Here is a 25,255-nt window from a genome sequence, read left to right as displayed (position 1 = left end):
TCTCTCTCCTTATTTTTGCAGTTTTTTCACTGCGAGGTTTGAGAGCAGGTTTATCCCCACCACGACAAAAAGCAAGATTACCGCTGTGGCATACGACTGCTCGATATAAAGCCCCTCGCTTAAAAGCGCGTAGAGATGCACGCTTAATGTCCGTCCAGAATCTACCGCAGAAGCCACCTTTGCCACGCTCCCAGAAGTATAAAGCAATGCCGCGCTCTCCCCGATAATGCGCCCAACGCCTAAAATCACCCCGCTTAAAATCCCGCTTAACGCGCAGGGCAACACCACGACAAAAATCGTCCTAAGTTTCCCAGCCCCCAAAGCAAAGCTCCCCTCTTTATACGCGCTTGGGACGGATTTGAGCGATTCTTGTGTGGCTGTCAAAATCAAAGGCAAAATCATCACCGCCAAAGTCAAAGCCCCCGCAATCATACTCACGCCCATTTTGAAATAAATCACAAATGCCAAAAATCCAAAAAGCCCATACACAATGCTAGGAATCCCCACTAGCACTTGTGAAGCGAGGTTTATCACGCCCACCACCGCGCTATTTGGCTTGGCGTATTCTTGTAAGAAAATCGCCCCAAAGATTCCAAAAGGAAGCGCAAAGCACAGCGACAACGCAATCATAAAAAGCGTGTTGATAATCGCAGGTGTCATCGAAGCATTTTCACTCGAATACTCCCACTCAAATAGCGTAAGGCTTAAATATGGAATGCCTTTTAGCAAAATGTAGCCCACGATAAGCGCGATTGTGGCGAGTGTAAATCCCACGCCCACAAACATAATCCCCCGTAAAAACAGCGAGAGAAAATCCTGCGCCTTTATGGTGGCTATCATCTCTTTGTCGATTTTGTCTCTAAATCCCATTTGGTTGCCCCTTTTTAGATTTTTGCTTGTCATTGTGAGATTTGGCGAGATTTGCTTGCAAACCCTGTAATGCGAACGCATTTGGTGGCAATCTACCCACCCCCTAGCCCCCTCCGCAAGGGAGGGGGAATCAAGGAAAAGTCCCTCCCCTTGCGGGAGGGATTTAGGGTGGGGTATTTTTGTTGTGCTTAATGGCACAAATAAAAACTTTCTAGATTCTAGAATGCACATAGTAATCCTCCAAAATCTGCCTAAACTCACGCCCTACGCCTTTTTCTTTATCGCTAAAAAACACGCGTTTATCAGCAATATAAACACAAACAGCACCGCACTTGAAGCAATGAGCGCGTCCCTGTGAATCCCGCTTGCGTATCCTAGCTCTAGCACGATATTTGTCGTCATCGTCCGCACGCCATCACTTATAGATTGCGGTATCACGGGCTGATTCCCAGCGATTACGATTACCGCCATAGCCTCGCCGATAGCCCGTCCAATGCCTAAAATCACGCTTGCTAAAATCCCACTTTTTGCATCTCTTAGCACCACAAAAAACACTGCCCGCTCCACACTCGCCCCTAGCGCGATTGCGCCCTCAAAGTAGCTTTTACTAACCGCTTCAATGCTGCTTTTTGACACGAGAATTATGGTGGGCAAAATCATCATTGCTAAGAGCACAGACGCACTCATTAGCCCCTTGCCATTTGTCTCAAAGATTTGAGAGAAAAACGGCACAACCACAATAAGCCCAAAAAATCCATACACAATGCTAGGAATCCCAGCCATTAGCTCAACCAAAGGCGTTAAATAGCGATTTTGTCGCGAAAAATACGCCAAATACACTGCGCATAAAATCCCAAAAGGCACGCCAAAGGCAATCGCTAAGCCCGTTACATAAATGCTCCCCACAATCATAGGGAAAATCCCAAAGACTTCATTGAGTGGCTGCCACACATCGCCTAAAAGAAAGTCGCCAACGCCTATGTGATAAATCGTAGGAATCGCATTGCCAAACAAAAACACGCAAATCACAATAACCGCGAGGATACACACAATCGCGCTAAAGCCAAACATTACGCGCATTATGGATTCTAAGCTACAACACTCACGCGCAAATTGCTTTGCTTTTGGTGCGTTTTGGTGATGTTTGTGGGCTAAAAATCTCTGCAAAATTTTGCCCTGCTGTTTGAGCGTTTTTTTCTTTTTTGGCATTTTGGATTCCTAGTTTGTGTCAATTTTTCTGCTTTTATAATTTGTCATATTGAGCGCAAGCGAAATATCTCTAGATTCTAGAATCTTCTCTTTAGAGATACTTCGATTTTGCAAGCAAAATCTCAGTATGACAAAATACTCATCATTGCGAGATTTTGCGCTTTTTAGTGGCGACTTCGTGGCAATCCACCCACTCCCTAGCCCCCTCTTCGCAAGGCGGGGAAGAAAAAAGTCCCTCCCCTTGTGGGAGGGATTTAGGGAGGGGTATTTTGTTTGCCAAAGCAACCCCCGCTTTGTCATCGCTTAGTAACGACAAAGTCTTACTTCACTTCTTCCCATTTGGTAACTTTCCCGCTAAAAATCTCTTTGACTTGCTCCTTGCTTAAGCTAGTGATTTTGCTTTGTGGATTGACTATCACGGCTAGCCCATCGATTGCTAGCACTTCGGCTTTTAGCCCTGTGCTTAGCTCGCTCTCTTTTAGCTCACGGCTTACCATTCCTATGTCTGCGATTCCTTGCAGGACAGAGTTTATCCCTGTGGTAGAATCTGATTGCAAAATCTCAATATTTACGCTTGGATTTTGCGCTTTATAGGCTTCTTTGAGCTTTTCCATTAGCGGAGTGATTGAGCTAGAGCCCGCTACTACGATTTTGGCATTTTGGATTTTACCACTTAGCTTTTTGCTCGCTACTTTTTTGACATCGAGCGGAATGTATCCAGCCTTGCTAATCACTTCAGCATTTGCCTTGCTAAAGTCTAAAAAATCCCGCACCAACGCGAGTTTCTCTCCGCTTAAACCTTTGGTTACGACATTAAATGGACGCGAAATAGTGTATTTTTTAATCTTAATGTTTGCTACACTTGGTTCAACGCCATCGATTTGCACGCCCCTTACCATTGGTTTTAGCGAGCCTAGCGAGACATAGCCTATGGCGTTTTTGTCCTTTGCGATGCTTTGAAGCATTACGGCAGTAGAGTTGGTAATCTCTGCTTTTAGTGTCGTGGTATCGATTTTTTTATCGCCCTTTTTCTCAAGCAATCCAAAAATCTCTACAAACGCCCCGCGCGTGCCCGAGCCATCTTCACGCGAGATGACATTGATATTTCCTGTTTGTGAGGCTTTCGCGCTAAAAATCAGCGAGCCTAGTGCCAAGCATACAAGCCCTAAAATCTGTGCGATTTTCGCACCCTGTGCTATGTGTCTAAACATTGTGTTCTCCTTACATTAAAGTTGGTATTTGAGTTTTGGTAATTGCCTAAGGCTTTAGATTTTGCAATATACGCAATTCCAACACGGCAGAATTTTAACAACGCAATGTAAGAGCAACCCACAGGCTTTTGTAAAATATATGTAAAATGCGTTATGGAATCTTTTTTGCTAGATTTTGCAAAAGGCTAGCAAGATTTGGGCTAAATCTAAAATCCAAAAAAATCCCAAACAAAATTTAAGCCAAACAATCTAAGCAAAAAAAGGATTTCGTATGCTTCGCTCACTTTATACAGCCACCACAGGTATGCTAGGACAGCAGCTCCAAATCGACACTACTTCAAACAACATAGCAAATGTCAATACCACAGGGTATAAAAAACAACGCGCAGAATTTAACGACTTGTTTTACCAAACTTTGCAATACGCAGGCACAGCCACAAGCGAAACGACAATGTCGCCCACAGGCATAGAAGTGGGGCTAGGTGTGCGCCCGGGCGCGATTCAAAAGCTATTTTCACAAGGTAGCCCAAAAGAAACTGAAAACAATCTTGATGTGGCTATCGAGGGAAAAGGATTTTTCCAAATCGCCCTGCCTGATGGCACGATAGCGTATAGCCGTGATGGCGGGTTTAAGCTAGATGACGCGGGGAATCTAGTAACCGCGCAAGGCTACTTGCTCCAGCCACAAATCACAATCCCACAAGACACCACACAAATAAACATCGGCACAGATGGCACGGTTAGCGTAGTGCAGGCAAATAGCGGAGTAAGCAATGTGCTAGGGCAAATAGAGCTTGCGACTTTTATCAATCCCGCGGGGTTGCACTCGCTAGGCGATAATCTATATCTAAACACCACTGCTTCAGGCGATCCGATCGTAGGAGTAGCCACCACAGAGGGATTTGGGACGATTAGGCAGGGATTTTTAGAGCTTAGCAATGTAAAGTTAGTCGAGGAAATGACAGATTTAATCACTGGGCAGAGGGCTTATGAAGCAAATTCTAAGACGATTCAAACGGCGGATTCTATGCTACAAACGGTAAATTCGCTTAAACGATAGTTTTAAACCTAAATTTTAGGGTGTTAAGATTTTGATAGATTCTAAAAAGTAGTGTGAAGTGGCGGATTTTAGCGATTTGAAGCAAGCAAGCATATCACAGCGGGTAAGCGAGTCTAAGCGAGCGAGTGTATCAAAAATAGCGAGAGATTCCAAACAAGCAAGCATATCGCAACGAGCGGGCATCACAAACTGCAAGACACTCATCATCAAAATCGGTAGTTCAATATTGGCTAGTCAAAATCCTAGTGGCTATTTAGCCAAATCAAACTCATTTCCAAGCAAGGATTTTATCGCTTCTTTAGCCCGACAAATCGCCACTCTAAAAAAGCAAATCCCAAATATTATCATCGTTTCTTCAGGTGCTGTGGCGTGTGGGTTTAAACAACTAGGGCTAAAAGAGCGTCCAAAAGACATAGTCGATAAGCAAGTAAGTGCGGCTATCGGGCAAGCTAGGCTTATGTGGGAGTATCAGCACGCTTTTAGCAAGCATTCCTTGCAAGTGGCGCAGATTTTATTGACAAAAGATGACTTGACTTCGCGCAAACGCTTTACCCACGCGCATTCGTGCATAATGCGCTTATTACATTTTGGGATAATCCCTATCATCAACGAAAATGACACGATTTTAGTCGATGAGCTAAAATATATCGAAACTTTTGGGGATAATGACAATCTAGCCTCGCTCCTTGCAGGGACGATAGATGCGGATTTGCTACTCATACTCTCTGATGTAGATGGGCTATATAGTGCAAATCCCGCGACAAACCCAAACGCAACAAAAATCGATGAAGTGCAAGAGATAAATGATGAGATTTTAAGCCTAGCAAGGACAAATAGCAAAAAATTTGGCGCAACAAAACTCGGCACAGGTGGTATGGCTAGCAAACTCATAGCCACAAGGCAAGCTATATCGATGGGCTGTGCGGTGGCGATTATCAAAGGCAATGAAAATGAAGTGATTTTGCGGTTTTTTGCAGGGGAAAATCTAGGGACATATTTTCCTTTGCCAAAAGAGATTTTATCTCGCAAAAAAAAGCGATTTTGGATAGAATCTGTGGCGATTACGCAGGGGCAGATTTTGATTGATAGTGGTGCATTTAGCGCGATAAAAAACCATAAATCACTTTTGCCTAAGGGGATTTTGGGCATTGTGGGGGAGTTTGGCAGTGGCGAGGTGGTAAGCATCTGCGTAAAGCAAGATGAAAAAATGCGCGAAATAGCGAGAGGGCAAAGCAAGTATAGTGCTAGCGAAGTGGCAAAAATAGCGGGTAGTGATTCTAGCAAAATCGCAAAAATACTAGGCAAAAGCAGGGGCGATGAGGTGGTGCATATCGATGAGTTGGTATTGCTTGCGTGATAGATTTTATGATTTTTTATATTTAGCGTAAGTGAAATTTTTTGCCATTGCGAGCAAATGCGACTTTGTTAAAAGTTGCATTTGCGTGGCAACCTAAAATCCCCCCTCATTTGTGGAGGACTTTGCCTTTTGTCCCTCATTCCTTAGCACGAGGGGGATTTATCCTTTTGCCCCCTCCCTTGCGGAGGGGGTTTGGGGGTGAGTTTTTTTGTCATATTGAGGTTTTTGCAAAAAACCGAAATATCTCAAGGCGTTTATTCGTCATTGCGAGCAATTGGATTCTGTATTTTTGCAGAATCTAATTCGTGGCCATCCACACATACTACAAAATCTTGTCATACTGAGGCTTTGAAAAAGCCGAAGTATCCTAAACTATTGATAAAAATAGAGATATTTCACTAACGCTCAAGTATGACAAAAATCTTTAGTTTTTGCAACGCCTAAAAAACAAAAAAACAAGAGTTGCCCCCAAAATCTTAAATAGCACAACCACAGCACAAAGACACTTAGACCACACAGATTTTTAGCTAAAGCATAGCTTAAACCCAAGAGAGAGAAAGTGGGTTTAATCCTATCTTTTTATTTTTGGGTTCTCAAAAACGAAAACCTAAGGAGTGAAAAACATTTAAGAATCAAATCTAAATGCTTTTGCCGCAGTTGTGCTATTTAAGACTTCCATATTAAATCTTTGAAATTTTGCTTCTAAAGGCTTAGAGTTTTGACAAAAACCTATCTTAGCAGATTTTATCGTCATTGCGAGATTTTGCTACCTAAACAAAAATTGCAAAATCGTGGTAATCTACACTCGTGCTGTCATTATGCGCGTTGCATTTTAGATTCAAATGAAACGCGTGGAAATCCAAAATAAGCCCCCTCCATTAGCGCAAGGGGGATTTATCTTTTGCCCCCTCCCTTGCGGAGAGGGATTAAGGGAGGGGGAAATAACGCCGTCATTGCGAGAAAAACAAGCAAAAGCGCAGTTTCGTTAGAAAATCGTTAGATTTTGCGTGGCAATCTACTTTGCTTGAATTATAGATTGTCACGCTCGCAATGACGATTTACTTGAAGAGTTAAAAGCCCCCTCCCTTGAAAGAGTGGCAATGCTTCTTAAAGCCCCCTCCCTTGCGGAGGGGGTTTGGGGGTGGGTAGTTTTTGCGCTAGCAAAATTTGCATTATTAGATTTTGCATTTGCAATATCTGCCTTGCTAGAATCATTTGCAGCGTTTTTTGTCGTGGATTGCCACGCGTTGCGTTGCAACGCTCGCAATGACAAAGTGGCGTTTTTTAAGGAAGCGGGTGATTTGGATACTTCTAGAGATACCCACCCCCTAGCCCCCTCCGCAAGGGAGGGGGGACAAGAAGTTTGCAAATCCGCAATGGAGGGGGAAATCCTCTCATTGCGAGATTTTGCATTGCCGTCATTACTAGAATTTACACTGCCGTCATTGCGAGAATTTGCGACTTTGTTAAAAATTGCAAATTCGTGGCAATCCACCTCTTTTGATTTGTCAAATAGATTGCCACGCAAGTCTTGCGACTTGCTCTCAATGACGGAGTTTTCTTTGTCATTGCTTATAATAACAAAATCTTCTTTGTCATATTGAGCGCGTGAGCGCGAAATATCTCTATTTGTATTTGTAATTTTAGAGATACTTCGGGCTACACCCTCAGTATGACAATTTGCGGTGTGTGGATTGCCACGCTCGCGTTGCTCGCTCGCAATGACAGAGTTTTTGTCATATTGAGCGTTTAGCGAAATATCTCTGTTTGTGTTTTTAGATTTTTGAGATACTTCGCTACGCTTAGTCCTACAATTTGCTTTTTTAGAGCTAGAAAGATTTAGTGCAGAGTTACTCTCTCTCTCTCTCTCTCTCTCTCTCTCTCGTTTTTGCGTTTGTGCTATCGCTAAGTGCGACTTGTTTTAAGCTATGTAAGCTTTGCTTGTTTGCTTGTTTTGAATGAGTCGTTTTCATCGTGTCACCTTAGGTTTTGCCTTAAGACTTTTGAAGCATTTTCAAAGTCTTAAGGTTTTTGGATTTATCTATTTACCCCAAAATCTACCAAGTTTTTTTGAAGTTTTTTGAAGTTTTTGCTACGCAAGATTTGGCAAGATTTAGCGTAATTTGCTTAAAAAAGCTGTCAAAATCTTGCGTTTTAAACCTCAAAACAAAACTTCTCAAAAATGTGTAAGATTTTGCTAAAAGTAAATAGTGCGTAAATGTTAGTTAAATATTTCTTAAACAATCCTTAAATATTTAAAAAACATAAGAAAAAAACGCAAAAAAACAAAAAAAAAAAAAACGACACGAAAAATGGGGGATTTTTTGGGTTTTTAATTTTCTACGATAGATTTTTTCTAATCATTTTTTTGGTTTAAAAAAAAGATTTTTTGCGAATTTTTTATGTGAAATTAGATTTTGCTAATGGATTTTGTGTATCGCTAGAATGCACAGAATCGATATATTTGCCATCAAAGCAGGCTTGGCAATAGTGATTTGTGTGATTTGTATGTGGTTTGTCATCATTTAGGCATTGGGTGTCATTGATACTTCTTGCTAAACCATCAAGGGATAAAAATCCCAAATAATCCGCCCCGATAAATTGCCTAACCTCCTCTATGGAGTGATTGGCACAGATTAGCTGGGTGATTTGTGGTGTATCTACGCCGTAGTAGCAGGGGCTTATCGTGGGAGGGGAGGATATAAGCATATAGATTTTGTTTGCTCCGCTTTGTCGCAAAATCTGCACGATTTGCTTGCTTGTCGTCCCGCGCACGATAGAATCATCTATCACAATGATATTTTTTCCTTTGATAAGGCTTGCATTTGGGTTTAGTTTTAGTTTAACTTTTAGCTCACGCGCTCGCTGTGTAGGCTCGATAAAAGTGCGTCCCACATAGTGATTGCGGATAATGCCTAGCTCAAAATCTATGCCACTTTGTTTGGCATAGCCTAGTGCTGCTGCCACACCAGAATCAGGCACGGGGATAACCATATCTGCCTTTAAGCTATGCTCTTTGGCAAGCTCTATGCCTAATCTTTTGCGCACAGCATAGACATTTCTACCAAATACATTACTGTCAGGGCGGGCAAAATAAATGTATTCAAATACGCAGGGTGCAGGCTTGGCAGTGGCAAATTGATAGGATTTATAAGCGGGGGTTTGGCTTTGGTGCGTTTTTGTTTGTTTGGGTTTGGTGGAATCTATGCTAGATTTTGTATTTTTATCGTTTTTTTCGCTCTCAAATACGAGCATTTCCCCCGCTTCTATATCACGGATAAATTCCGCTCCCACTAAGTCAAATGCGCTACTCTCGCTAGCCACAATATAGCTTAGCGTGCCATCTTTATTGTTGATTTTCCCTAGACTTAGCGGTCGCAAGCCATAGGGGTCGCGTATGGCAAACATTTTTGTGCGAGAGAGGATCACAAGCGCATACGCACCATCAATTTGGCGGATAGATTCTATGATACGCTCTTGCAGAGTGGGCTTGCTAGATTTTGCGATTAAATGAATAAGCACTTCGGTATCAAGATGACTTTGGAAAATCGCTCCACCTTGCGTTAGATTCTCACGCAGGGAATCCGCGTTTGTTAAGTTGCCATTGTGCGCTATGGCAATCGCACCTAATGAATAGCGCGCATAGATTGGCTGGCATTCATTTATGCTATCTTCACCTGCGGTGGAGTAGCGATTATGCCCGATGGCGTTGTGTCCTTTGAGTGAAGATAAAATCTCAGGGGTAAAAACTCGCGTAACAAGCCCATCTCGTTTATGCAGGGATATTTTTTCATCATCGCTTGCGGCGATTCCGCTTGCTTCTTGTCCTCTGTGCTGCAAGGCAAAAAGGCTATAATACGCCAAAATCGGCGCATTTGGCGCACTAAAGATTCCAACTACGGCACATTTTTCGTTTAATTTTTGAAGTTCATTTGTGTGGGGGTTTGTGAGGTGTTTTATAGATTTTGTGTTTTTTTTATGTTGTTTGAGTGGCATTTATGCGTCCTTATAGTTATTTTTGGAGTTGTTTTTTGGGCTAATGTTATTTTTTAAGAGGATTTTTTGGGCTTGTCTTTGATAGCAGAATCTTTTGTGGAATCAGCTGATTTTGCGGTGGTATCTACTTGGTTTGTGGGGTTTTGAGTATTGATAGGGTTTATAGGTAGGTTACAAAAACTCTCTACTATGCAATTTTTTATTGTGAAATAATTTGTATTTGTGCCTTCTGCATTTTCTTCGTGGTGGTAAGAAATGCTAAAATTTTGCGCATCAAGCGTGTTTTTGATGATATACATTCCTAGTCCAAATCCTTGCGAATTTGGCTTGGCAGAATCTTTGAAATACGGCTTAAAATACTCCTCAAATTCCATTTTTAAGGCGTTTCCGTGATTTGAAATAATCAAATCTAATCCGTTAGATTCTATCTCTACTTTGCCATCAAAGCTGTATTTGATTCCATTATCGATTAGATTTTTTACCGTTAGGCAAAAAAGCTCAAAATCTGCTTTTATGATTTCATTTGGTGCGTTATTGTGGATAGGGTTGTTTTCGGCATTGTCTATGAGTAGCATTTTTTGGACAGCTTGCATTAAGTCGTTTAAGAAAAATTCGCTTTTTTTGAGGTTGTAATTTTTGGAGGATAGTTGCTCGATTTTGGCAAACTCATCAATAAGCGCGTTTAATCGCTCAAATACGGAGGTAAGGCGGAGTTTTTGGGTTTTGTTGCGCACCATTTCTGCGGTGATTCTGCCCTTTGTGATAGGCGTTTTTAGCTCGTGCATTATGGAGCGCAAAAATAGCGTGCGCGATGAGTTTAGCGCGCTAATGCGTTTGATTGCTTTGTCAAATTCGCTTGCTAGCTCGCCTATCTCATCTTTTTGTGGGATTTCACATTCCACGCTAGAATCCCCTTTGGCAAATCTGCGAATCTGCCTACGCAAGTAAATCATAGGCAAAAGACTTTTTATCACAAGCACAAAAAGAAAGATTAAAACCATTGAGCCAAAAAGTATGATTAGGTAGTAATTTACATAAAAATTTCGCAACGAATCTTTGTAGAGAAATACTTCATTTTCACTCGTAAGCAAAATATACATATCATTGTTTAGTTCGATAGATTTTAGGTATATGCCTTGCGTGTCATAAAGGATTTTGGTAGTGTCTAGGAGATTTTTTTTGAGGCTGTTGTCATTTACTTGTATGAAGCCCATTTCTTTTAAGTAGATTTGGATAGCGTCTAAATTTGTCTCTTTAGAAATAATGTGGTTAAAGATGATACTTACGCGCTCATATCGTTGTCTTTCATTGTCTATGGCGTATCGCTCGGCTTGAAATCGCAAAAAATAAAACGAAAAGGCAAAAAAACTCCCTAACGCAAACAAAAACAAAATGGTGATTTTAAAAAAGATTGAATGCTTCATAGCATTATGCTCCATTTGTCATTTTTGTCGCTTTTATTTAGGGATTATCGTTGTTTTTGTTATCTTGCTTTTTTTGTGCAAATCTTGCAAAACATACAAGTCGAGTATGGGATAAAAAGCCACAAAAAACAAAGGCATAAAAACTCTCATAGAATCTAACTAAATCTAGCAGAATCCAAAAACGCAGAATCCAAACGCGAGACTTTTTGCTTTGCATTTTGTGTTTGGCTTTTTTGTTTTTGCTTTTTTTTTGCGATTAAAATTCTAGCTTGTAGCCCACACCGCGCACAGATATGATATGTCGTGGCTTTTTGGGGTCATCTTCGATTTTTGCACGCAATCGCCCGATGATGACATCAATGCTTTTATTTGAGCTTTCAGGATTGATTGATTCAGACTCGATAGCAATCGCCTCGCGTGAAAAAACATTGCCTTTTTTGCTAATAAGTAGCGTTAAAATCTCATACTCTGCACGCGTAAGTTCTAGCTTTTTATCGTGGTAGTAGATTTCACGGCTATTTTTTTCTATGCGAAATATTGGATTTGGCTCTTTTGCTTCATCTCGCCCAGCTTTTGAGTGGTATCTGCGGAGTAGAGATTGGATTCTAGCGAGTAGTTCTTTTGGGTCATAGGGCTTTGGCAAATAGTCATCTGCACCATTTTCTAGGGCTTTGACTTTGTCATCGACATCGCTTCTTGCAGAAGAAATGATGATGGGCATATTTTTTTGCTTTGCTACGCGCTTGCAGACTTCAAGTCCATCTAAATTTGGCAATGTCAAATCAAGCAATAGCAAGTCAAAATGCTTTGCGCTTATCGCACTCATTCCCGTGTAGGGCTCATCATAGCTTGTTACCTTGATATTGTGTGATTGTAGGTATTCGCTTAGGATTTCGGATAATTCTACATCATCTTCTATCATCAGCACTTCAAGCGTCCTATCAGGGTAGTTTAGGATTTCGTCATTTTCTTGGACATCTTCTGCAATATTATTTGCTTCAATGCCATTTGCTACAACGCCCTCTGCTGTCCTGCCTTGTGCCACTATATCTTGCGTGGTGTTTTGTGTGTTGTTTTCGTAAGTTTTCATCTGATACCTCTTGTGAGAGTAAATTTGCTAAGCAATCGTAGCAAAATCTAGCTTAAATAATAGCTAGCTTGCAAAAAAATAATCAAAAATATGTCCAAAATCAAACAAAAATTCACATACAATGCAAAAAAATATGTGAAATAACGCATAAAAAGAGCAAAAAATACAATAAACAAAAGAAGTAAAATAGAATCTAAAAAAAAGCAAAAGAAAAGCCTCCCAAATCTTAATTTATAAGATTCAAGGAGGCTTTTCAATCAAGGAGTTTTATGAAAAAAATCATTTCAAAAGCGTATCTCTAAGCCACTTACAGCCCTTTAATCGTATCTAAAATCCAAAAAAAAGAGTCTCGTAAGGAATGCTTAAAAAAAGGCTCTTGCTGGAGGGGGAGCAAGAGCCAAAGTAACGGCTGGCGTGGAGGGGGTTAAGCCAACCGCTACTGCCATAAAGGCAAGGGGAATTTTATCAAAAAATTAGTAAATAAGATTAAGAAAAATACATTAAAAGCAAAAAAAAACATCCACACGAAATCTACGCAAAATCACACCAAACGATTTTGCAAGCATTTGATTTTGGAAAAAAGCTGATTTGGTGGGATTTTGATTTGTAAAATCTATTTTTTATTGTTTTTTAGAAAATCATCAAGCAAGCACAACTCATATTGCAAAAAATTCACTACCAAGTCAAGTTTTTCTTTAGAATCTTGCATTTGTGGCATTTTTAGCCCTTCAAATAGCACGAGCAGTTTTTCTCTTAGCATTTCCAAAAATTCTATATTTGACGGGCTAAATATCGCATCTTGTGGCGGGATAACCTTGCCTGAAGTTGTCTTGCTAGATTGTATTTTTAGCAGTGATTTTGCAGAATCTTTGCTAAGTCTTGTTAGGCTCGCACTATTTGTCGCATTTGACAAATACAAATTAGATTCTTTAGAATCTAGCTCATTACTTGCGTTTAGATTGTCTTTTAGCGCGTTTAGATTCTCGCTTAGTCTAGCATTTAGGCTGATTTCATTATCGCTTGTTTGCTCGCTGTTTTGGGCAGAATCTTTTGTGGATAGATTTTGCGTTTTATTGTCTTTTGTTGCGCCATTTTCCACTTCATCAAGGGCTTGTAAGATGACATCTTTTAGTTCCATTGTAATAACCACTTTTCAAGTTTTTGATAATCGCTAGCTGTTCTTGCATTTACAAAAAGTTCTAGCTTGTCGCGATTTAGCCCGCTAAAGTTGTGCTTTTGTGTCTTTAATCGCACAAGGGCTGCGCTTGCTTCCATATTTTTTGGGTCTTTTGCCAAAACCTCTTCATATATCATCATCGCTTCCTCTTTGTAGCCCTGTATCTCATAGATACTTGCTAAAGTGTTGGTTTTAAATCCCATTTCAAACTCCTTAAGAACATTAAATTTTGGTTATTTTACAAAAATTGCGACATTTTGAGTTGCGCTATTTTGTAAAAACTTGCGTTATTTTGCAAGTATTTCTGCGATTTTATCGCCCATTTCTTGCGTGCTACATATTTTTTTTGCACCAAATTGGGCTATGTCTTTGGTGCGGTATCCTGCCTTTAGCACTTTTTGTATGGCGTCTTTTATGGCATTTGCAGGCTTTGACAATCCTAGCGAAATCTCTATCATCATAGCCGCACTTAAAATCGTAGCAATAGGATTTGCGATATTTTGCCCAGCAATATCTGGCGCAGAGCCGTGAATTGGCTCATATAGCCCGATAGATTCCCCCACACTTGCACTTGGAAGTAGTCCTATTGAGCCTGTGATTTGGCTAGCTTCATCGCTTAAAATGTCGCCAAAAAGATTGCTTGTAAGGATAACATCAAACTGCTTTGGTTCGCGCACAAGCTGCATACTTGCGTTATCGACATATTGATGGGTTAGCTCCACACTTGGATAGGATTTTGCCACTTCATTGACTACTTCGCGCCATAGCTCGCTTACTTCAAGCACATTTGCTTTGTCGATTGAGCAGAGTTTGTTTCGTCTAGATTTTGCTAGCGCAAAGGCTTTGTGCGCTATGCGCTCTATCTCATCGCGTGTATAAATCATCGTATTATACGCTTTGTTTGCTTCTTTTGCTCGTGGCTTGCCAAAATAGATTCCGCTGATTAGCTCGCGCACGATTAGCAAATCTACACCTTTGATGATTTCAGGCTTTAGCGGACTAGAATCTAGCAATTCATCAAACACCATCGCAGGGCGCAAATTTGCAAAAACAGCTAGCTCTTTTCGCAATGCTAAAAGCCCTGCCTCTGGCCGTTTTGGCTTTGGTAAGTTTTCCCATTTTGCTCCGCCTACCGCTCCAAAAAGCACCGCACTAGAATCTAAACAGCCTTTTATCGTCTCTTGTGGCAATGGCTCGCCACACTCATCATACGCCACGCCACCCATTAAATATTCGCCATATTCTAGGGCAAAATCAAATTTTTTTTGCGCGACTTCTAGGATTTTGATTGCTTCTGTGATGATTTCATCGCCTATGCCATCGCCTCTTATCACGGCGATTTTGTGGATTTTAGATTCTGCTTTCACTTTGATTTCCTTAAATCTTAGATTTTTGTTTGTGGATTTTTTTGATTTTAGCCATTTTGCTTTAGCCAATCTTTTGCAAACGCCATAAGCCCGCCACTTTGTAATAATGCGTGCATAAATTCTGGGATTTCTTTGTAGGCAAACGATTGGTTTGTGGTTAGATTTTGGATTGTGCCTTTTTGCGTGTCTATGCGGATTTTATCCCCCTCGTTTATGTGATTTACTTCGCTAGATTCTAGGATTAAAAGCCCCATATTAAAGGCATTTCGATAAAAGATTCTAGCAAAGCTAGGAGCAATCACGCAGGCAATCCCTGCGGCTTTTAGCGCGATAGGTGCGTGCTCCCTGCTACTGCCACAGCCAAAATTTTCCCCCGCTACGATAATGTCGCCTTTTGAAATTTCACTAAAAAAATCTGGGCGCGCATCTTCCATAATATGTCTTGCTAGGATATTTTCATCGCTTGTGTTTAGGTAGCGAGCAGCGATTATGACATCTGTGTCGATATTATCGCCAAATTTCCACGCCTTGCCTTCTATGATTTGCTGGATTTGGATTTGCTGGATTTGTGAGTTGCTAGCAGAATGTGTTTTTGTAAAATCTTGTTTCGCGAAGTCGCTGATAGAATCTTTTTTAGCTTTTTTTGTAAAATCTTGGTTAGACATTTATTCTTCCTTTTTGTTGTGTTTTGTTGTTTTTTATTTTTGTGATTTGCTGTGGTGCATTGTAAGAATTGTTAAAATTATATCATTTTGTGGCTAGAATCTTGGCTAGATTCTGCGCTTTATCTCGCCTTTTTTGGCAAACGAGTAGAGTAATTTTTTTGAGCTTTTTTTAGCGAGGTTAAAATCAAAATCAAACACAGGTTCTTTTTTTATGGGCAATTTGTTGTCTTTAAAAACTTTGCCATAGCCTAGCGAAATGCCTACAAATAGGTTTGTCCCTGTGCTTTTTATGTATTTGCCTTGCAAGATATATAGACTTAAAAATGGCGAAATGCTAAGGTTATTAAACAGCACCGTATCAAGTCGCAAATTTAGCTCCATTTCAAAATTTGGGTCGCGCAATCTTGGGTAGTTGCTAAGCAAGTATTGGCGATAATATAGCCCACTAGCAAAATCTACCCCATCTCTAAAGCTGTATTTTAGCTGGATTCCACTCTCTAGCCCCATACTTTGCACTTGGTTTTTTATGTCGCTAAAATCATCTTCGCCAAAAAGACTTAAATGCAGATTTTGGATATATTTGCTATCAAAAAGTCGCGCTCCTAGCGATAGTCGCAGGTATTTTTTGCGATAAGGGAGGTTTGGGCTAGGGGTAAATTCACTTTGCAGACTAAGACTTGCAAAAGGTCCTATTTCACCGCCTAGTTTTTCGCCTCCGCGTATGTTTTCTAGCTTCCAAATTCGTTGGGTGTAGCCTGTGGATAGGAGGATTTTATCATTGGTTTTGTTGCTTACTCTTGGGGTGTTTTTGGTCGCAAAGACTACTGTTTGTCCATATTCTGTAAGAAGTGAGCTAAACCATACAAAAGATTGTGCGTAATAATCTGCTAAGAATTTGCTATATGCTTGGATAACTAGTTGAGAGCTACCGCTTAAACGGCTGTTTGCAAAGCTGGCATATTGCTCTTTGTTGCCTACTTGGGTGGTAGTAAAATTTAGAGAGATTCTGCTTAGCTCGATTTTCCAACCTATGCGCTCGGTATCTACATCTAGATTTTCGTAGTCTTTTTTGCTAAGCTCCGCGCTAGCGCAAAAAGCGACTTCTAGCGCAAAAAGAAATAATAAAAAAAGAAAGCGCAAAAGAATATACCTAAAATATTCTAAAAATAGATAGGCTACTTATTTAGCGTCCTATCTTTTGGGGTAGGGATATGGGCTACTAGATTGTCCATATCAAAATTTACCCCTTGCTGTCTTGCTTCTTTTGCTAAGGCAATGGCTTCATTTATATTGTATTCATTGCCACCTTCATAAGGCTCAAATATACGATTTGTAATCGCTAGCGCGTAGGCACTTTTTTGGATATTTTGCGTGGCAGAATGCGGGCTTGTCGCATATAGCACGGTCTGTATAATATCATCATCAAATTTCCACAAATCAAAGCAATAAGCCAAAAACGAAATATGGTCAGTCCCAAAAAATTCCTGCTCTACAAGGGCAATATTCATAAATTCATTGTCCTCTAGCATTTTGCGAAACTCTTTGTCCTGCCTAGTCTTAATAAGCGCGATAGAAAACAAAATCATACCAAGTCGCAAAAGCATAGCGCAAGGGACGAGGGTTTGAGCTAACTTTTTGTCCTCATTCCCTAGCCAAGAAGAGATAAAATTAACTTCTTTTGAGCAATTTCCCATAAACAAATCCGTATCAAGCCCATAAGGCGAAACATTTACTTTGAGATGAGAGCGGATAGAATCTGTCATAACGAGGTTTTTGACATTATCGATTCCAAGCAGGGTAACAACTTGGTTAATCGTAGAGATTTTGCTAGAAAATCCATAATATGCAGAATTTGCAATCTTTAACAAGTTTGTCGTAACCATAGGATCTTTAGAGAGGATATTCACAACCTCGCTTATCTCCATATTTTCGCCATTCTCTGTGATATAATCACGCAGTTTGACAACGGTATCAGACAATGGAGGGAGTTTTTCCTCGATAATGTTGAGCAGAGACTCATTCATTTTAGACTTCCTTTTTTTTGCTTTTTGCAAGTTCTTTGTATAAAGTCGCAAAACAAATGTAAGCAAGATTTTGCTAACTTTGGATTTTGATGTTTTGCTATATTTGGCGACAAATAAAACTAAAATGATTTTTTGCTAAGCACTTTTTTACTAAACACTTAGTTTTATTTAGTTTTATTTTGTAGCTTTTTTGTGGTTGTGTTTTTGCTTAAAACGCCCTAAGTCTTTGGTTTTATTCAAAATATAGTGCAAGATTTTACCTTATAATCGCTAAACTTACGACAAGATTTTGCACATTTTTGTAAAAATATTTTTGCAATTATTCTTTAGATTGATATGAAAATATGGATTTTTTAGCAAGATTTTAGATATTTTTGTGGTTTTTGTGTGAAATTTTGTTGGTTTTTGGTTTATTTTATGACAATTTTTTATGGGTTTTGTGTGCTTTAGGTGCTATTTTTTGAAAAAGTGTTTTTTGCGATTTTGTTAAATATTCTAAGTTATTTTTATAAAAGATAGATAATTTACAATAACACGCGCAACGATATTTTAGGATTATGCCAAAATCCATTTTTGTGTATTTTTTGACAAAAATCTTGTATAATTGCTTTTTAATTTCGGTAAAAAAATACTAAACCTTAAAGGCATTTTATGAAGACTCAATTTAAAACGACAAAACGAGATATGGCAAAACATATTGATGTTGATGTTAGCACTTTGTATAATTGGAGGCGATTTAAGCCAGATTTGTTTCGTATCGTAATGTTAGGATTTAAGTTTGATGAGCTAATCAACGCTTCAAAAGCGCATTATGACGAATTGCGAGAGTTTGACAGCGTTATCCAAGAGGAAATCAGAAGGTATAAACTTCCTAGAAAAAGGGTAGTTTCCACCCCCCCCCCCCCGCTAAACGCACCAAAAACGGACAAAACTCCAAAAATTGATAAAAAAGACAAATAAAAAATCACAAAAGCAACACATTAAGCGATAAATGAAAAAGCTCATTTTTTGTTTTTGTTGCTTTTTTATAGTTGTTTATCTAATATTATAGATATTTGTTAAGAGAATGTGTGGATTTTGTTGTGGTAGATTTTGCAAATAAGTTTTTGCAAGCAAGATTTTGTATTACTAGATTTGATAAAATTCTCTTGGCGATTTTGCTCTGTAATCTTTCTTGAAAACTTCTAAAATTCGCAACTTCACAAATTTTACAACTTAGCAAAATCAAACTAGATTTTAGGCAAAATGTTGCCTCAAGCAAAATCTAGTTTTAAAAAGTTTGATTTTATTTGATTAACGCGCTGATTTGCTTGAAATGCTCATTTTTAGATTCTAGCATTGCACCAAAGAGGAGCGATTCTACGCACGAGATTTTCGCACCACTGCTTCGCATTAGCTCGATAGCGTTTAGGTGGTTTGCTTCTTTGCGCGAGTTTAGCGCATCTTGCGCTACCCACACGCTAAGCCCTAAATCTAGCGCGTGAAGCACACTTTGAAGCACGCAGATATGACTCTCAATCCCGCAAACTATGAGGTTTTTTGCCCTGCCTTGTGTATTAAGCTTGGCGATAAAATCCATAATCTCACCATTGCCAAAAATGCTAAAACTTGTCTTTTCTCGCACGCAGATTGTAGAATCTCCCCTGTCAAATTCCACGCGTTTATCGGTATTTCCAAGCCCTTTTGGATACTGCTCGGTGATAAGCGTGGGAATGCCTAAAATCTGCGCCCCGCGCAAAAGCGTGTTGGTATTTTTGATAAGATTTTGGCAATCAAACATCAGCGGGAGTAGCCTCTCTTGCACATCGATAACTACTAAAAGGCTTTCATTTGGCTTGTAGAGCCCGTATTCAAATGGTTTCATTTCTACACCTGCTTAATCTAAAAAATTTGCAAAACATTAAATGATTTGTCTGTCATACGAAGGCTTAAAAAGCCGAAGTATCTCTACATTGCCTCTACGCCTCGCACAAAAATAGAGATATTTCGCTTGCGCTTAAGTATGACAAAATTCAATAAAAACAAAAAGCACCTAAAATCGCGCTTCAATACAACAATAAATAGCCTGTGCTTTAAATTTTAAAATTTAAAGTTTTGCCACAATCGCCTTGGTATCCCTAGCGATGACAAGCTCTTCATTTGTGGGGATTACGCACACTTTGACTTTAGAATCTTTAGTGGAGATTATCGCTTCTTTGCCACACGCGTTGTTTGCTTCCTCATCGAGCTTCACGCCCAAAAACTCCAAATGCTCCACAATCATACCGCGTATAAATTTCGCATTCTCCCCCACGCCCGCGCAAAAGGCAATCGCATCTACGCCTATCATCACCGCACAATAGCTTCCAATGTATTTTAGCACGCGATACGCGAAAGCAGCCCGCGCTAGCTTCGCCCTCTCATCGCCTTTTAGCTCGGCATCAAGCAAATCCCTAAAATCACTTGATACGCCTGAAATCCCAAGCACGCCAGATTTTTTGTTTAGGATATTTACGATTGCTTTGGTGTTTAGCCCCTCTCTATCGGCGATATAGTCCAAAATCGCAGGGTCTAAATCCCCGCTTCTAGTCCCCATTATAAGCCCCTCTAGTGGCGTTAGCCCCATACTTGTATCCACGCATTTGCCGTTTTTTACCGCAGAGATGGACGCGCCATTGCCAAGGTGGCAGACAATGATTTTAGAATTTTTATAATCAAGTCCCAAAAACTCCGCCGTGCGCTGTGAAACATACTTGTGGCTTGTCCCGTGAAAGCCATATCTGCGCACTTTGTGCTTCTCATACCATTCATACGGGACGCCATACATATACGCGCGTGCTTCCATAGACTGGTGAAACGCCGTGTCAAACACCGCTACCATAGGCGTTTTTGGCATTTGCTCGGAGCAAGCTTTGATACCCATTAAATGCGCGGGATTATGCAGAGGCGCAAGAGCAGAGCAATCCTCGATATGCTTTATCACAATCTCATCAATAAGCACAGATTCTTTGAAATACTCGCCACCGTGCACCACACGATGTCCGATAGCAGCGATTTCATCTAAGGATTTTATTGCGCCGATTTTTTTGTCGGTTAGGATTTCTAGCACCGCAGAGATGGCGTTTGAGTGATTGACTAGGTTTAGCGTCTTGCTTACTTTTTCTTCGCCTTTTTTGTAGTTTAGCACGCTTCCTTCAAGCCCGATTCTATCGCAGATTCCAGAGGCTAGGACTTTTTCGCTATCGACATTTATGAGCTGAAATTTTAGCGATGAGCTCCCGCAATTTACCACTAATACATTCATTTTTTCTCCTTTAGTTGTGAAGTAGTTGTTTGGGTGGTTTTAGATTCTTTAAGATTTTTTAAGATTCTAAAGAATATCTAAAAAAGCAACATAAGCAAAAATCAAATTGCTAGAGAATATATTAAAAAATTCCTTTTAACAATGCAAATATTTTGCTTATTTTTTGTGGCAATGTTTTTAAAAATGTGTAAAATCTACGCGTTTTGTAAAAAATTTGCTTACCTTTTTGGATTTTTTGTTTGGAATCTTTTGGGAAATTTTACAAGATTTTTGCCATATTTTTGATTTGTTAAAAATTTGTTCTCAAACGCTTTTTAAACGCATTGATTTTACTAGATTTCAAACATTTCTCGCTCTTCCTTGCTTATATCAAGCTGTCCGCTTAGGGCAAAATATTTTCGCAAAACTAGCAAACAGCAGGCTTCTTCATAGCGTTGATTTTGAAAATCCTTGCAAAAATTTTGCGCATTTTTGATAATGTCTAATGCTTCTTTTTCGTGGCTTAGATAGTAGTCTAGCGTAGATTCTACATTGCTATATTCATCATCTATTTGTGCGTAATGCACCCCTGCAATGAGCCTCCCCTCCATAAACCAGCTTTCAAATGTTGGTTTTGGCATTATGCAAAGTGAGTTTGAGTTCATCACCCATTTTAGATTGCTTGCGACTTCATTTCCCTCTAAACTTAAAATAAACTTATATTCACAATGTTTTTGTTTAGAGATTTTGCGTCCTACAAAATCTGCGTTATGTTTTTTGTCGCTTGTGTCGGCTATGTCGCATAGTGGGTGGTTAAAATACAATTGCAAAAATTTATTTCTATGGTGTTGATAGCACGCACCACGAAAGATTAACTTATCTTTTTTGTCTTTGTATGGGATTTTATCTGCAAAAAAGCAAAAATGTCGGTTTTTATCAAGTGGCAATAAAATGCTATTTGCGTTAGATTCCCCCCCCCCCTTAAGGATTTTAGGATTTTCTTTAGATAAGTCTAATGGGCGAGTTTTGGTTATCGCGGGAGTGTCTAGGTAATAATTTACATCGCCAAATTGATACGCCCATACAAAGTTATCATTAAAATACCTGCTCCATTGATATGAATCATAATAATATACGGTTGAATGCGCGCTTGTGGGGTTGTTGCGCAAAAGAATATCTATATTTGGGGTTTGCAGGCTTAGGGGAGGTTTTGGATTTTGGTTAGATTTGTTTGTGGCAAGTATGTTTTGCGCAAGATTTGGTGCGGGCAGGGCAAATGGCGTATTTATCTTGTGATAATAATTAACCCGATTGGCAATATGTTGCAATGTCATATCATCAAAATCTTTAAAAATTTGCTTTATTTTGTGCGATAGATTTGCTTGATAAAATGCGCGAGGCAGTAGCATTCTAGCGATACCTTGTAGATTGTAAAGAAGTTTAGACATAGATTTTCCTGTTTTTTAAGTTTTTAGATTTTGCAAAATCTATTTTTAGAAAATTGACTTAATTTTGCTTGCAAAATCTTATTTGAAAAATATTTTACAAAAAGCAAAATCACACTATAACACCGCTTTATTTATCCGCACATAATACCAAATCGCCACGCACGCTAAAATCCCAAGTGGCGCAGGCACAGCAACTTCAGGGTAGATAATATCTGTGATAGCAAATTGACTAAGCGCAAAAAACAATCCCCACACAAGAAGCGCAAAAATAATAAAGCAAAAACCAAGCAAGTAAAGATTAGCATATCGCCCAAGTGATGGTGTGTAATAGCAAATAATAATCGCCACAAATGGCACAAAAAGCGGGACCAAAATAAGAGAATACAAAATCGCCCTAGCTTTGTCGGTAGAAATGCTTTGCGAGCGCAAAAGATGAAAAGAATCTAGCGCGTCCAAAATCGAAATGGAGGGTTTTGCCTGCGCGAAAGAATCTAGCACTTTTGGGTTAAAATTTTCCAAAATCGGCAGGCGAGATTGCGTGCTAGAAGCAACCACTAAACCACCTAGATTCCATTTTTTTGGCAAAATCTGCGTCTTTGCATCTTGCAATACCCAAAAATTATTTTCAAAAAATGCCTTTTTTGCTTGGATAAAACTTACTAGCTTTTTGTCATCATCTAGCGTAAAAACGCGCAGTGAGTTTGCTTGGGCTAGGGAATTTATCGTGCCAAAAAACACATAATTTTGATTATTTTTGACAAATAAATCTTTTGTAGGGACGCTTGAAGAATCTTTGAAAAAAGTCTCTACTTCCTCTTTAGCATACGCAAAAGGCGTGGCGTTTAGCCCGATATATACGCAAGTAAGCGCGATACTTAGCAATAGCACAGGACGCAAAAGAGCGCGCTTAGAGTAGCCAAGTGCGAGTAGGGCAGTGTATTGGTTTGATTTGATAAGAGAGAGATAGCAAATCGCCATAGACAAAAGCAGTGAAATAGGAAGCGTGAAATTGATAGCATAGGCAAAATCATAGGCAAAAAATAGCACCACAAGGTTTGCAGATTCTGCGAAATTATCGGCGTATTGGAGGCTATCAATGCTGACAAAAAATAGCTCTAAAGCGATAAAAATCACTAAAAAATAGCGCAAATAATATCGCCCTATAAAAAAGAATAATCTTAATCTTGGCATACTTTATCCTTTTGCGCTTTATTTGCGTGGTGTGGATTTTGGGTTTTTGTGTCTTGCGTGGATTTTGTGTTTATTGCTTTGTTAGGATTATTTTTGGGAGGATTTAGCGTAAATAGATTTTGGGTTTTTGCAAAATCTCTAGTGATGAGAAAATACAGAATGCTAAGCGCGGAGTGTAGCACCAAACCATCTAGCTTTTTTGTTTGATTCTCGCTAAAATCCCCTAGCACATAGGAAATGACTTGATGATTTTTTCGCTCTTTGCTTGGGTGATTTTGCGGGGCAAAATCCGCGTTAGTTTTTGCAAAATCCGTAGAATCCGTGCTAGATTTTGTATCTAGCCCCCGACCTATGCCAAATCGTAGTCGCATATAATTATTGCCCATTTTTTCATCAATCGATTTTAGTCCATTATGCCCGCCGCTACTGCCCCCAACTTTGTAGCGAATATAGCCAAAATCAATATCTAGCTCATCGTGCAATACTGCAAAATCATTGATTTTATAAAAATTTAGCGTGCTTTGCAGTGGCTCGCCTGATAAGTTCATAAAAGATTGTGGTTTTAGGAGAAGTATATTTGTGGTAGTGTTTTTTATCGTGGCGATTTGTGCGTCAAATTTATTCGCATTTTCCCATTCTAGTTCTAGCATTTGAGCGATTTTATCGACTATCATAAAGCCGACATTATGGCGATTTTTAGCGTATTTTGGAGTTGGGTTGCCAAGCCCTGCGATGATTATTGGCGTTTGCAAATGTGGTGGTAAAAAATCTTTTAGCAGGGTAAAAAAATCATTTTTGCAGAATTTATGAAAATCATCAAAAACAGATTTTGACAAATCGTTAGAATTTACGGCGTTTTTGGGGTTATCTTTTAAATGGTTTTTTTGGTATAAATGGTTTTTTTGGTAGTTTTTGGCAGAATCGTTAGAAAAGTGAAAGGGCGATGAGCAAAGATTTGCTACTTTTTTCAGTAGCTCATTATTTTTGCCCATCGTTTTTTTATGTTTTTTTTGCAAGTTTGATAAAAGTCAAATTTTTTACAAGCTAGGATTATTTGGCTTTTACGACACTTACTACGGCATTTGCAGGATTTTCGGTGATTTGCACGCCATCGATTTGTGGCAAATCCCGCACCAAAATGCTATGCCCCACATCAAGCGCGGATACATCTAGCTCGTAAGCATTTGGTAGATGTTGAGCTTTTGCCTTTACGCTTATGCGTTTTTTGGCTAGCAAAAGCACACCCTTATTTTTTAGCCCTACGGGCGTTCCTTTGGTCTTGACAGGGATTTTGTATTTGGCAAGCACATCTTTTTGCGCTATCATCAAATCAATATGCAAAATCGTCCCATATACAGGGTCTTTTTGATACTCTTGGATAACGACATCTAGCGTTTTATCCCCGACTTTCACAGGGAAAACAAGCGTGTTTTTGGTTTTGATAGTCCTAATAAAATCATTTATTTTAAAAGCACAATGGATATTTTCCACGCCTTTTGCATAAATATTGGCAATTAGATAACCATCATTCCTTAGGGCTTTTGCATTCGCCTTTGAAATACTCTCTCTAATTTTTCCTTCTAGCATAAGCTATCCTTTCTTTTGTTTGAGATAAAAGCGTGGATTTTAGCGATTTTTTGCTTTAAAAAACATAAACCCACGCAAAAATTTCTACAAACTTGCGCATTTACTTTGTGCATTTTTGCAAAAATTAGCAGGGTTTGTGAAAAATATGAAAATCTATTTTTAAGCAAATGCCTATTTTTACATTGGTGAGTTTTTTTTTGGGTGAGAATTTTTGCAAGTATTCTTAACAATTTCTACACAAATATCACTCGCCCAAAATACATTAACAATCTGTTTTTTTTTTTTTTTTTGTAGTATCGCTTTTTGCAAACCTACAC

26 protein-coding genes and 1 pseudogene are annotated in these 25,255 nt (G+C 39.3%); 6 read left to right on the top strand and 21 right to left on the bottom strand.

Annotated features, from left to right (window positions below; translation table 11 throughout):
* Nucleotides 1-9 precede the first annotated feature (9 nt).
* From pstA to ACWIX0_RS09010, 4 genes are all read right to left on the bottom strand, one after another.
* Complete coding sequence (gene pstA / locus ACWIX0_RS09025) at nucleotides 10-1,131, bottom strand: phosphate ABC transporter permease PstA (protein ID WP_454173687.1); 1,122 nt, start codon at nucleotides 1,129-1,131, stop codon at nucleotides 10-12.
* A gap of 3 nt (nucleotides 1,132-1,134) precedes the next feature.
* Entirely contained in the window at nucleotides 1,135-2,079 is a 945-nt protein-coding gene (pstC, locus tag ACWIX0_RS09020; RefSeq protein ID WP_454173686.1) for a phosphate ABC transporter permease subunit PstC, read from the bottom strand.
* Between the two features lie 142 nt (nucleotides 2,080-2,221).
* On the bottom strand, nucleotides 2,222-2,395 hold the full coding sequence (locus ACWIX0_RS09015; RefSeq protein WP_454173685.1) for a hypothetical protein: 174 nt from the start codon (nucleotides 2,393-2,395) through the stop codon (nucleotides 2,222-2,224).
* A gap of 4 nt (nucleotides 2,396-2,399) precedes the next feature.
* Complete coding sequence (locus tag ACWIX0_RS09010; RefSeq protein WP_454173684.1) at nucleotides 2,400-3,290, bottom strand: substrate-binding domain-containing protein; 891 nt, start codon at nucleotides 3,288-3,290, stop codon at nucleotides 2,400-2,402.
* A gap of 271 nt (nucleotides 3,291-3,561) precedes the next feature.
* On the opposite strand from ACWIX0_RS09010, the gene flgG reads away from it, so the two are divergent.
* The 5 genes from flgG (at nucleotide 3,562) to ACWIX0_RS08985 (ending at nucleotide 6,696) form a co-directional block, all read left to right on the top strand.
* Nucleotides 3,562-4,350 carry a flagellar basal-body rod protein FlgG gene (gene flgG / locus ACWIX0_RS09005; protein ID WP_454173683.1) on the top strand — a complete coding sequence of 263 codons (789 nt, stop codon included), beginning with the start codon at nucleotides 3,562-3,564 and terminating at the stop codon, nucleotides 4,348-4,350.
* 58 nt (nucleotides 4,351-4,408) lie between these two features.
* Entirely contained in the window at nucleotides 4,409-5,707 is a 1,299-nt protein-coding gene (proB, locus tag ACWIX0_RS09000) for a glutamate 5-kinase (RefSeq protein WP_454173682.1), read from the top strand.
* Between the two features lie 198 nt (nucleotides 5,708-5,905).
* Nucleotides 5,906-6,109 (top strand): hypothetical protein, encoded by a 204-nt coding sequence (locus tag ACWIX0_RS08995; protein ID WP_454173681.1) that lies wholly within the window; start codon nucleotides 5,906-5,908, stop codon nucleotides 6,107-6,109.
* Nucleotides 6,110-6,425: 316 nt separating this feature from the next.
* Nucleotides 6,426-6,575 carry a hypothetical protein gene (locus tag ACWIX0_RS08990; RefSeq protein ID WP_454173680.1) on the top strand — a complete coding sequence of 50 codons (150 nt, stop codon included), beginning with the start codon at nucleotides 6,426-6,428 and terminating at the stop codon, nucleotides 6,573-6,575.
* A complete protein-coding gene (locus ACWIX0_RS08985) occupies nucleotides 6,559-6,696 on the top strand; it encodes a hypothetical protein (protein ID WP_454173679.1) in 138 nt (45 codons plus the stop codon). Before ACWIX0_RS08990 ends, ACWIX0_RS08985 begins: the two co-directional genes overlap by 17 nt.
* Nucleotides 6,697-6,746: 50 nt before the next feature.
* Here the strand turns inward: ACWIX0_RS08985 and ACWIX0_RS08980 are convergent, their stop codons facing one another.
* The 11 genes from ACWIX0_RS08980 to ACWIX0_RS08930 form a co-directional block, all read right to left on the bottom strand.
* On the bottom strand, nucleotides 6,747-7,235 hold the full coding sequence (locus tag ACWIX0_RS08980; protein ID WP_454173678.1) for a hypothetical protein: 489 nt from the start codon (nucleotides 7,233-7,235) through the stop codon (nucleotides 6,747-6,749).
* Between the two features lie 322 nt (nucleotides 7,236-7,557).
* Nucleotides 7,558-7,680 carry a hypothetical protein gene (locus ACWIX0_RS08975; protein ID WP_454173677.1) on the bottom strand — a complete coding sequence of 41 codons (123 nt, stop codon included), beginning with the start codon at nucleotides 7,678-7,680 and terminating at the stop codon, nucleotides 7,558-7,560.
* 427 nt (nucleotides 7,681-8,107) lie between these two features.
* A complete protein-coding gene (locus tag ACWIX0_RS08970; RefSeq protein ID WP_454173676.1) occupies nucleotides 8,108-9,703 on the bottom strand; it encodes an amidophosphoribosyltransferase in 1,596 nt (531 codons plus the stop codon).
* Nucleotides 9,704-9,756: 53 nt separating this feature from the next.
* Nucleotides 9,757-11,127 carry an ArsS family sensor histidine kinase gene (locus ACWIX0_RS08965; RefSeq protein WP_454173675.1) on the bottom strand — a complete coding sequence of 457 codons (1,371 nt, stop codon included), beginning with the start codon at nucleotides 11,125-11,127 and terminating at the stop codon, nucleotides 9,757-9,759.
* Between the two features lie 256 nt (nucleotides 11,128-11,383).
* Nucleotides 11,384-12,049 carry an acid response regulator transcription factor ArsR gene (gene arsR / locus ACWIX0_RS08960; RefSeq protein WP_454173695.1) on the bottom strand — a complete coding sequence of 222 codons (666 nt, stop codon included), beginning with the start codon at nucleotides 12,047-12,049 and terminating at the stop codon, nucleotides 11,384-11,386.
* A gap of 781 nt (nucleotides 12,050-12,830) precedes the next feature.
* Nucleotides 12,831-13,355: a CiaD-like domain-containing protein gene (locus tag ACWIX0_RS08955; RefSeq protein ID WP_454173674.1), complete on the bottom strand. Its 525-nt coding sequence runs from the start codon at nucleotides 13,353-13,355 to the stop codon at nucleotides 12,831-12,833.
* Nucleotides 13,346-13,597: a hypothetical protein gene (locus ACWIX0_RS08950; protein WP_454173673.1), complete on the bottom strand. Its 252-nt coding sequence runs from the start codon at nucleotides 13,595-13,597 to the stop codon at nucleotides 13,346-13,348. Before ACWIX0_RS08950 ends, ACWIX0_RS08955 begins: the two co-directional genes overlap by 10 nt.
* Before the next feature lie 84 nt (nucleotides 13,598-13,681).
* A complete protein-coding gene (gene leuB / locus ACWIX0_RS08945) occupies nucleotides 13,682-14,767 on the bottom strand; it encodes a 3-isopropylmalate dehydrogenase (protein WP_454173694.1) in 1,086 nt (361 codons plus the stop codon).
* Nucleotides 14,768-14,808: 41 nt separating this feature from the next.
* A complete protein-coding gene (locus ACWIX0_RS08940) occupies nucleotides 14,809-15,426 on the bottom strand; it encodes a 3-isopropylmalate dehydratase small subunit (RefSeq protein WP_454173672.1) in 618 nt (205 codons plus the stop codon).
* Between the two features lie 105 nt (nucleotides 15,427-15,531).
* Nucleotides 15,532-16,566 carry a hypothetical protein gene (locus ACWIX0_RS08935; protein ID WP_454173671.1) on the bottom strand — a complete coding sequence of 345 codons (1,035 nt, stop codon included), beginning with the start codon at nucleotides 16,564-16,566 and terminating at the stop codon, nucleotides 15,532-15,534.
* A gap of 35 nt (nucleotides 16,567-16,601) precedes the next feature.
* Nucleotides 16,602-17,450 carry an HDOD domain-containing protein gene (locus tag ACWIX0_RS08930; protein WP_454173670.1) on the bottom strand — a complete coding sequence of 283 codons (849 nt, stop codon included), beginning with the start codon at nucleotides 17,448-17,450 and terminating at the stop codon, nucleotides 16,602-16,604.
* A gap of 651 nt (nucleotides 17,451-18,101) precedes the next feature.
* Between ACWIX0_RS08930 and ACWIX0_RS08925 the strand changes: the two are divergent.
* A pseudogene (locus ACWIX0_RS08925) lies at nucleotides 18,102-18,317 on the top strand (transcriptional regulator); the annotation flags it as partial.
* Between the two features lie 418 nt (nucleotides 18,318-18,735).
* On the opposite strand, the gene ACWIX0_RS08920 reads toward ACWIX0_RS08925, so the two are convergent.
* The 6 genes from ACWIX0_RS08920 to ACWIX0_RS08895 all read right to left on the bottom strand — a co-directional run bounded on the left by ACWIX0_RS08920 (nucleotide 18,736) and on the right by ACWIX0_RS08895 (nucleotide 24,938).
* On the bottom strand, nucleotides 18,736-19,314 hold the full coding sequence (locus ACWIX0_RS08920; RefSeq protein WP_454173669.1) for an isochorismatase family protein: 579 nt from the start codon (nucleotides 19,312-19,314) through the stop codon (nucleotides 18,736-18,738).
* A gap of 222 nt (nucleotides 19,315-19,536) precedes the next feature.
* Nucleotides 19,537-20,733, bottom strand: a complete 1,197-nt coding sequence (locus ACWIX0_RS08915) for an acetate/propionate family kinase (protein WP_454151597.1) — start codon at nucleotides 20,731-20,733, stop codon at nucleotides 19,537-19,539.
* Nucleotides 20,734-21,065: 332 nt separating this feature from the next.
* Nucleotides 21,066-22,160 (bottom strand): glycosyl transferase family 90, encoded by a 1,095-nt coding sequence (locus tag ACWIX0_RS08910; protein ID WP_454173668.1) that lies wholly within the window; start codon nucleotides 22,158-22,160, stop codon nucleotides 21,066-21,068.
* Nucleotides 22,161-22,274: 114 nt separating this feature from the next.
* Nucleotides 22,275-23,351, bottom strand: coding sequence for an LptF/LptG family permease (locus tag ACWIX0_RS08905; protein ID WP_454173667.1), 1,077 nt, complete (start codon nucleotides 23,349-23,351; stop codon nucleotides 22,275-22,277).
* A complete protein-coding gene (gene pth / locus ACWIX0_RS08900) occupies nucleotides 23,339-24,343 on the bottom strand; it encodes an aminoacyl-tRNA hydrolase (protein WP_454173666.1) in 1,005 nt (334 codons plus the stop codon). Before pth ends, ACWIX0_RS08905 begins: the two co-directional genes overlap by 13 nt.
* Nucleotides 24,344-24,401: 58 nt before the next feature.
* Entirely contained in the window at nucleotides 24,402-24,938 is a 537-nt protein-coding gene (locus tag ACWIX0_RS08895) for a 50S ribosomal protein L25/general stress protein Ctc (protein ID WP_454173665.1), read from the bottom strand.
* Nucleotides 24,939-25,255: the final 317 nt, after the last annotated feature.

The sequence above is a fragment of the Helicobacter sp. T3_23-1059 genome (assembly GCF_053654515.1).
Note: the sequence above shows the minus strand (reverse complement) of the source record. Positions and strands in the feature narration are given on the sequence as shown.

Bases quoted from the DNA above. Each gene is read 5' to 3' on its own strand.
- ACWIX0_RS08965 (WP_454173675.1), bottom strand. From the start codon at position 11,127: ATGAAGCATTCAATCTTTTTTAAAATCACCATTTTGTTTTTGTTTGCG.
- ACWIX0_RS08895 (WP_454173665.1), bottom strand. From the start codon at position 24,938: ATGCTAGAAGGAAAAATTAGAGAGAGTATTTCAAAGGCGAATGCAAAA.
- ACWIX0_RS08940 (WP_454173672.1), bottom strand. From the start codon at position 15,426: ATGTCTAACCAAGATTTTACAAAAAAAGCTAAAAAAGATTCTATCAGC.
- arsR (WP_454173695.1), bottom strand. From the start codon at position 12,049: ATGATAGAAGATGATGTAGAATTATCCGAAATCCTAAGCGAATACCTA.
- pth (WP_454173666.1), bottom strand. From the start codon at position 24,343: ATGGGCAAAAATAATGAGCTACTGAAAAAAGTAGCAAATCTTTGCTCA.
- ACWIX0_RS08920 (WP_454173669.1), bottom strand. From the start codon at position 19,314: ATGAAACCATTTGAATACGGGCTCTACAAGCCAAATGAAAGCCTTTTA.
- ACWIX0_RS08975 (WP_454173677.1), bottom strand. From the start codon at position 7,680: ATGAAAACGACTCATTCAAAACAAGCAAACAAGCAAAGCTTACATAGC.
- ACWIX0_RS08910 (WP_454173668.1), bottom strand. From the start codon at position 22,160: ATGTCTAAACTTCTTTACAATCTACAAGGTATCGCTAGAATGCTACTG.
- ACWIX0_RS08915 (WP_454151597.1), bottom strand. From the start codon at position 20,733: ATGAATGTATTAGTGGTAAATTGCGGGAGCTCATCGCTAAAATTTCAG.
- ACWIX0_RS08970 (WP_454173676.1), bottom strand. From the start codon at position 9,703: ATGCCACTCAAACAACATAAAAAAAACACAAAATCTATAAAACACCTC.
- ACWIX0_RS08930 (WP_454173670.1), bottom strand. From the start codon at position 17,450: ATGAATGAGTCTCTGCTCAACATTATCGAGGAAAAACTCCCTCCATTG.
- ACWIX0_RS08950 (WP_454173673.1), bottom strand. From the start codon at position 13,597: ATGGGATTTAAAACCAACACTTTAGCAAGTATCTATGAGATACAGGGC.
- ACWIX0_RS08905 (WP_454173667.1), bottom strand. From the start codon at position 23,351: ATGCCAAGATTAAGATTATTCTTTTTTATAGGGCGATATTATTTGCGC.
- ACWIX0_RS09010 (WP_454173684.1), bottom strand. From the start codon at position 3,290: ATGTTTAGACACATAGCACAGGGTGCGAAAATCGCACAGATTTTAGGG.
- pstC (WP_454173686.1), bottom strand. From the start codon at position 2,079: ATGCCAAAAAAGAAAAAAACGCTCAAACAGCAGGGCAAAATTTTGCAG.
- ACWIX0_RS08955 (WP_454173674.1), bottom strand. From the start codon at position 13,355: ATGGAACTAAAAGATGTCATCTTACAAGCCCTTGATGAAGTGGAAAAT.
- flgG (WP_454173683.1), top strand. From the start codon at position 3,562: ATGCTTCGCTCACTTTATACAGCCACCACAGGTATGCTAGGACAGCAG.